The 7,727-nt window shown below is 29.6% G+C and carries 4 protein-coding genes; all 4 read left to right on the forward strand.

What is annotated here, in order from left to right; genetic code table 11:
* Nucleotides 1-815 precede the first annotated feature (815 nt).
* The 4 genes from ACFSAH_RS14430 to ACFSAH_RS14445 all read left to right on the forward strand — a co-directional run bounded on the left by ACFSAH_RS14430 (nt 816) and on the right by ACFSAH_RS14445 (nt 7,356).
* Nucleotides 816-4,259 (forward strand): hypothetical protein, encoded by a 3,444-nt coding sequence (locus ACFSAH_RS14430; protein WP_379663442.1) that lies wholly within the window; start codon nt 816-818, stop codon nt 4,257-4,259.
* Nucleotides 4,256-4,699 (forward strand): hypothetical protein, encoded by a 444-nt coding sequence (locus ACFSAH_RS14435; protein WP_379663443.1) that lies wholly within the window; start codon nt 4,256-4,258, stop codon nt 4,697-4,699. The genes ACFSAH_RS14430 and ACFSAH_RS14435 overlap by 4 nt, the downstream gene beginning before the upstream one ends.
* Nucleotides 4,699-5,925, forward strand: coding sequence for a phosphorylase family protein (locus ACFSAH_RS14440; protein WP_379663444.1), 1,227 nt, complete (start codon nt 4,699-4,701; stop codon nt 5,923-5,925). The genes ACFSAH_RS14435 and ACFSAH_RS14440 overlap by 1 nt, the downstream gene beginning before the upstream one ends.
* 330 nt (nt 5,926-6,255) lie before the next feature.
* Nucleotides 6,256-7,356 (forward strand): DUF4172 domain-containing protein, encoded by a 1,101-nt coding sequence (locus tag ACFSAH_RS14445; protein ID WP_379663445.1) that lies wholly within the window; start codon nt 6,256-6,258, stop codon nt 7,354-7,356.
* Nucleotides 7,357-7,727: the final 371 nt, after the last annotated feature.

Raw genomic sequence — 7,727 nt, forward strand, 5'->3', positions numbered from 1 at the left:
GACCTTTTAGATACAGGAGCAGTTTTGCTAAATGCAAATGTTATACGTTATGTTTTACTTTCTTTAGTTCATTTTCAATCAAAAATTAATCCCAAAGTTAAGAGAAATACTTTTAGTATTTAGACGATTAATAAAATATTTAGTTATTTCATATTATATAAGATTATGAGTCCGCTTCTTCTATCTTACTAAGCCAAAATTGATAAATACATAGAGGTTCGTAGGATTCGGTTGGGAACATAGGTTTTACGAACTCAATTATCTCGGCTGTTACCATTTGAGGTAAAGACATAAACCAATTGATTTTTAAGTTTATTAGTGTAATCCAAGCATCTCTTAAATTCAAGAACGTAAACTCTACGTTATCATAATCACATACTTTTAGTTTATAAATAGAAGCTCCAAATAAATCAAGTTTGGTAATTGAGTATTCGTGAGTGAGACCGCTTATTTGAAAGACTATATTCATCTTGTAAAATTCATTCTTTTTACTATTAATGAAAACATGGTAGTTTTTAGTTGACAAATAACCTGCGTTTTATTTAATAATACCTTATCATAAATTTCGTTATCAGCATTAAATCTATTCCCTGTCTGCTTTAACGTGGAAAATCGATTATTTTTACTTTATGTGTTGAATTAATCCACGCACTATAATTATAACAAAAACTATTTTTTTAATATTGTTAGCTATCTCTTTTATACGAATTAAGTGCTAATTTAGTTGTTGTATTTATTGTTAGGAATGATTTTATTTATATAATTAAATTATATAGCTTGGTGTTATTGTTTTATAAAGTTTGTATTCAGTTTTAATGTCAAAAAATTATCAAAATTTTAAAAAGTTATTATTTAATCCGAAAATTAAAAAGAAAGATCTGTTCGAAGAACTTAAAGTAAGCTATAATTTTGAGGAGCAACAATCTGTTTTGAACCATTTACCAAGGACTTTCTTTTCATTTGTTACTGAAAATGGTTTAATGAAGGAAAAGGAGTCTCTAGGTTCTGGAATTCGTATTCCGAATTATAGTTTAGAGATTAACATTAATTGGTATTGTCAACAAATCAAATGTTATCAGAATCAAATTAATGATTTTTTAGTTCTTCGTGAGGAATATGAAAAAAAATTTCTGCTAGGTAAGTATACAGAATCAAGCGAGACTTTATTAAAGGTAAGTGATTCTATAAGTCATTCATTCTGGTCAATAGAGAATGAATTTTTGCAAGTTCAATTTGAAAAAGGATTAGAGCATAATTTTAAGCTGTTAAATGCTTGCCAACAAATAAATGTTAATGACCCATCTTTTTATTTTCTTCTACATTTTTTTAGTGCTAAGGTAGAGGAGGATATGTCTTATTTTAATTATGAGATGTCTTTAAATAATTCTTTTGGTCCAGTTCCTCAACATTATATCAATTTCTTTAATTATCGTTTAAATCCGCTGAGTCTTAATTTTTGGAATTTTAATGATCTATTTAAAATAACTTTTAATTACTCAATATTAGACAAATATATTCTTTTACGTGATGTTTTAGTTCAATTGTGTAGTGACGAGAGAAGTAAAGAAGAGAAAATTATTTGTCTTGAACGATGTCGTTTCCTCTGTAAATTTGTAAATGACCCATTATTATTAAAAATAATTATGGTACTCGAAGATGGAGAAGATTTCACCCAACTAATCGATATAAAAAAATGTGACATAATAGATAACTATACTAAAGGGGAATACAATGAAGCAATTGTACTTTCAAGAGCTTATTTGTTAGACAAGCCCAATGATTTTAGTATACTTGAATTATATGTTAAATCTCATATTTATTTAAATATTGAGTTAGAACAAATTTCTACTAAATCATGCTTCTTAGATACTACATCAAAGTTAATATATAGTTATTTAAGAAAACTAGGGGATCCAAATGAATCTTTTGTTGATTTATTAACCCAAGCAAATTCAATTTCAAATTTTGATTTTTCTAAAGAAATTATTTCGTTTTTAGACAGAAATATTAAAAATGAATATTTTGATGAAAATAGAATAGGTTTCTTTTATTCTAAAAACTTAAATCCACTACATTATACTATTTTTAAAAACGAAACGAAACGCACCAGATTTTTCTCTAGTTTCAATACTCAAACATCAATAACTCTTGATTTTTTCGAAATGGTTAATGGGGCTATTGATAAAGAAAAGTTTAAGGGAGTTATTCCAGAGTATAGGATATGTTTTTATACAGCCATAACACATTTTTTAAGAGGTGAATTTGAAATAGCTAAAATTGATCTTGAACAGATTTTAAAACAAAATACTCACGTTGGTTTTTTCTTTGAATTAGTTGTAGATTGCTTATTTAAATGTTATGTAGCTCTAGGAGAAATAGACTCTGCTATTGACTTATATGTTCATACTTATATTACAAACGAAATATTAGTTTCAAGAATTGATAGTAGTAAAGCAATTGAGTCAATAATTAAACAACGATTTAGAAATGTAAATCATAATAATGTCAATTTTCCAGTATTTGTTTATATTACATTTAATGAGACTCATACAAAATTTATTGCTTATGATCTCTATATGAGGGCTGTTAAAGCTAATAGACCCACAGAACTTTTTAATATTATAGAAAAACCTACCAATGCCGAAATACTTTTCTTACGAATCGTGGCAACCTCCAAGATAATATCAAGAAAAGTTATGGTATTTAAAAATTCTCTGCAGGTTATAAAAGAGAGAATTGAGATATGTCAAGCCTTATCAAAAATTGATACTCCAAATATTGAAGATTACAATAATGAAATTTCCGAACTCACAAAACGCTTGAGTGTGCAACAGAGAATTAAAGAAATAGATCAGAGTATGATTTATGTAGATGAAAGCGGAATTGTAGGGCATGAACTCGGTGAAATAAATAAAGGATTTAATCGCTTTAGAAGTATTGCGGAATTATTGAATCTCAATAAGATAGATACAACAGGTATTAGCTATGATGCTTTAATTGAACTTTTAATAGGAAATATTGATAAGGACACATATAAAAAATCCATTAGGAAGGCAGATATTCATTTTGAACATTTTATTCAGCTATTTATTCAAATTAGGGATAAGTTTTTATTTAGTAATTATTATGGTCTTGATTACTATTTGAGCCAAAGAATTAGACACGGTACTATTATAGGACAATTAAGAAGGCAATTTCAAGAATTAAATTTAGTCACATCAAGAAGTTCTGAAGATGGTGACTATTTGCCAAATAAATATTGGTCTGAGACTCAACTTGGATTAGATATGAATGTGAAAGATGAATTCGAGTTGCGTATGGCTCAATTCTCAGAAAATATTGATGCACTTATAACTGAATTAAAAGACAGATATGTACAGATTAAAACAGAGGATGCTAAGACAGAACAATCTGGTTGGTTTAATTACATGTATATTCCTAATTGGCACAAAGATGAGTTGTATTCTTTATTTATATCAAAAATTCAATTTATCACAGATTTTAATGAATTTACTAATAGTGTTTTTGACATACTATGGGATATGACGGCACAAAATCTTAAACGTATAAGGACTGCTATAGATCAACAAGTTAAAACAATGTTGATTAATCATTTAGATGAACTCGAATCAGATTTAATGATTATTCTTAAAGATTCGCAACCTGGTAAAATAATGAAAAGCATCGCAGATTGTAGAACTAATGTACAATCCGATGTGGATACGGTAATAAGATGGTTTAATAGGAGTAAAAATGATGAAATTGATTTTACTATTGCAGATGCATTTAATACCAGCTTAACAATAGTGAATAATATAAATAGCCCTTTTCTTATTCAATTTAATGAAAAACTTGAAACTGAAACTTTCTTTAAAGGGGCTTATTTTACTCATTTTGTTGATCTATTGAAGATTTTTATTACTAATATATTTAACTATTTCAAAGATCATGAAATGTTATATCATAGAGCTGATATACAATTTCATTTAGAGGAAGGAATTCTTGTAATTGATTTTAATAATGCTTTGGCAGAAAAAGATTCACAAGAGGATTTACTGAAAAAAATAGAAGAAATTAAAACTGCTTTACTCTCAACTAATTACTCTGCAATTCGTGGAGAAGTAAAATCTGGTTTTTATAAGGCAAATAATATTATAAAAAATGTTTTTAGAAATAAATCTAATGAGATAATTGTTGATCTTCATGAAAACACATTCAAAGTGAAAATTATAATTTCTGTCAATAGCTTATTAGTATGAAAATTTTAATTGTAGAAAATGATCCAAATAAATCTTCAGTTGTTGAACTGTTTTTATTAACAGAGCTTGATATCTCCCCTGAGAATGTTGAAATAAAAAGATCTTTTCAAAGTGGCTTAGAAGCTATTATACAAAATAATTATGATCTACTTCTTCTAGATATGAGTCTACCAACGTTCGATATTACGGATTTTGATGACGGAGGTGAAACATTGGATCGAGGTGGTGAAATTATACTTCAAGAAATGGAAAGGGAGAATATAGAGATTCCATCGATAATACTAACCCAATACGAAGATTTTGGAGGTGTTTCGCTTTCGGAAATAGACGAAGCTTTATTTTCAGAATTTCCAAAAATATACTTGGGATGTATTTATTATAATACTTCTCAAACTAATTGGAACAAAGAATTAAAATTTAAAATTACCCAACTATTATAATGATTTCGATACTAATTGTTGATGATAATAGCCTAAAAGTGGCTGATATTAAACAAGTGCTTTACGAGTACCCAGAGATAAATAATAAAATTAATGTAGTTGCAGATACTAATAATGCAAGACGTCTACTAGAGGAAAATAAATATGATCTTTTGATACTTGATTTAGTTCTTCCGAATGATTTTGGAGATGAGGAGAGTCCGGATAATGGGGTTGATTTTTTGAACGAAATTAAACTTGATCCAAATAAGAAATGCCCTTATCATATCTTAGGTATAACTGGAAAACCAGAATATATTGAGAAATATTCTTCAGATTTTAGTAAGAACTTATGGTTTTTAATAGAATACCAAGCTGGAGTTGAGCTTTGGAAAGAGCTTTTGAGAAATAAAATTGAGTATCTTATAGATTCTAAAAGGGATATTCAATTACTAAATGTGTTAGATTATGATTTTGATGTAGCTATTATTACAGCGTTGGATAAGGAATTAAAAAAAATCCTTGCTTTAGACTGGAAATGGAAGGAAAAACCTATGGTTAATGATAAAACAAGTTTTTACATTGGGCAATTTGAAAAAGGAAAGTCAACTATAAGGGTTGCAGCAGCATGTACTCCACAAATGGGAATGTGTGCATCATCGACTCTATCTATGAAACTAATTCATCATTTCAAGCCAAAGTATCTTATTATGTCTGGAATTGCCGCAGGAATAAAAGGGGAAGTCAATCTTGGTGATATTATGATAGCTGATGAGATATGGGATGCATCAAGTGGAAAGATAAAGGGGGATAAAGATAAAGGTTCTCTCTTTCTACCAGACCCAAAGCATAAAACGCTTAGTGAAGATATTAAGGAAGTGTTGCTTAAAATAAAGCGTGATCGAAAATATCTAAATCAGATACAGGAGAACTATCAGGCCGAATCCCCACAGACTATTTTGAATCTACATGTTGGCCCAATGACATCAGTTCCTGCGGTAGTGCAATCAAATCGTGAAATAGAGAAAATCAGAACACAAAGTAGAAAGCTTATAGGACTCGAAATGGAGGCTTATGGAGTTTTTTATAGTGCTGCACATGCGCCAAAACCAAAACCTACAGCCATTTCGGTAAAATCTGCATGTGATTTTGCTGACGAAGAAAAAGGGGATACATTTCAAGATTATGCTGCATACACCAGTGCTTCTTTTATATATGAACTTGTAATGAATGAGCTTACATTTTAGAGAATTATCCGAAAATTAAACAAGAGGAATATATTTTTGTTATTTTATTGTTACTTTTTTTAAATTATTGATAATCATAGTTTAATTACTTTCTGTATCGGAAAGTAGACTCTGATAAATGATTATAAAGGGATTATTTTAGTAGCACTTTTTTCGATTAAATTTAGGTTTAAAATAAAAAACAGATTTTTAAAGAGGGTAGCCTGCTGTTTTTCTGTAATCTATAGATTACATCATCACCAATTAAACACTAATTGAGCCAATAAACGCTGTTAATCGACTCGTGTTTTTGCTATATTTGAGTTGAATAAGCTTTTTTATCGACTCATTATGTATAATTGGCAATATAAAAACTGGCCACAGTTTAACTATTCACTTGAAAGTATTCGAGGTGTTTCGGTTTCTTTTGCAGAAGAATTAGGATATGTAAATGGCTTAATAACCGCCTTAAATGATGATTTAAAGCAAGAAACTATTATTGAGATTCTAATTGCTGAAGCTATAAAAACTTCTGAGATAGAGGGTGAATATATGAGCCGAATAGATGTGATGTCGTCCATTAAGCGAAATCTAGGATTAAAGGATGATATTAAAGTACGTGATAAACGTGTGATTGGTATAGCTCAGTTGATGACAAGCGTTAGGCAGTCTTATAAAGACGAATTGTCCATAACAATGATTTTGGATTGGCACAAGATGTTGATGGGATCATTTACTCGAATAAATGCTGGTCAATGGCGTACTGGACATGAACCAATGCAGGTGATTTCAGGTGCTTATGGTAAAGAAATTGTGCATTATGAAGCTCCACTTTCAGCTAAAGTTCCTGAAGAAATGGCCAGATTTGTGGAATGGTTTAATAGTTGGGATTTTTCAACACTAGATAAAGTGAGCCAATCTTTAATAAAATCGGCAATTACACACCTGTATTTTGAAAGTATTCATCCTTTTGAAGATGGAAATGGCCGTATTGGGAGGGCTTTGGCCGAATATGCTTTGTCATATACTTTGCAAAGTCCGGTTTTATTATCAATTTCTACAGTTATAGAAAAAAACAAGAAGCAATATTATGATGCATTGAAATCCGCTCAATCAACTCTTGAAATCACTACTTGGATTAAATATTTTGCACAGATTATTCTGGAAGCTCAAGTTAATGCAAAACAGTTGGTTGAGTTTACCGTTAAAAAGGTGAAATTCTTTGATAAATTTAAAGCTCAATTAAATGAAAGAGAACTGAAAGTTATCAATCGAATGTTTGAATCAGGGGTGGAAGGTTTTGAAGGGGGGATGACTGCAAAGAAGTATGTTGCTATAACAAAAACTTCTAAAGCCACAGCTACCAGAGATTTACAGCATTTAAGTGAGATTGGGGCATTGAAGTTGTTGGGAGCGGGTAGGTCCGTTAGGTATGAGTTGGAGGTCTGCTAATACAATAATATGGCATTCAGTAAATGAGAGATTGTCACCTTTGAATTATTGACTTTTTACTGTTATTATGAGACCCCGTTTTTTATGTAAACTCAATGTTTTAATGTAATTCTATTTATATCAAATGCAGATTATTCTATCATAGAAAGCAATTAATAGAAGTACTTGTAGAACAAGGTAGTACTAACAAGGGGGCAGAACAGATGCATACAAATGAAATAATGATGAATTATAAACTTTAAATTCCGAAGGTTTAAGTACGGTTGGAGACTGTAAAATAGACTGTGTCAATGATAATAAACAGAAGTATTATTTTTGACATAGTAATTATGAGTATTAAGGAAAACGATTTTGATTTTGAGTCCATGAAG

This window comes from Pseudopedobacter beijingensis, assembly GCF_042678145.1.
Lineage (GTDB): Bacteria > Bacteroidota > Bacteroidia > Sphingobacteriales > Sphingobacteriaceae > Pseudopedobacter > Pseudopedobacter beijingensis.

Excerpts from the sequence above, each read along its gene's own strand:
- ACFSAH_RS14430 (WP_379663442.1), top strand. The coding sequence starts at position 816 with ATGTCAAAAAATTATCAAAATTTTAAAAAGTTATTATTTAATCCGAAA.
- ACFSAH_RS14435 (WP_379663443.1), top strand. The coding sequence starts at position 4,256 with ATGAAAATTTTAATTGTAGAAAATGATCCAAATAAATCTTCAGTTGTT.
- ACFSAH_RS14440 (WP_379663444.1), top strand. The coding sequence starts at position 4,699 with ATGATTTCGATACTAATTGTTGATGATAATAGCCTAAAAGTGGCTGAT.
- ACFSAH_RS14445 (WP_379663445.1), top strand. The coding sequence starts at position 6,256 with ATGTATAATTGGCAATATAAAAACTGGCCACAGTTTAACTATTCACTT.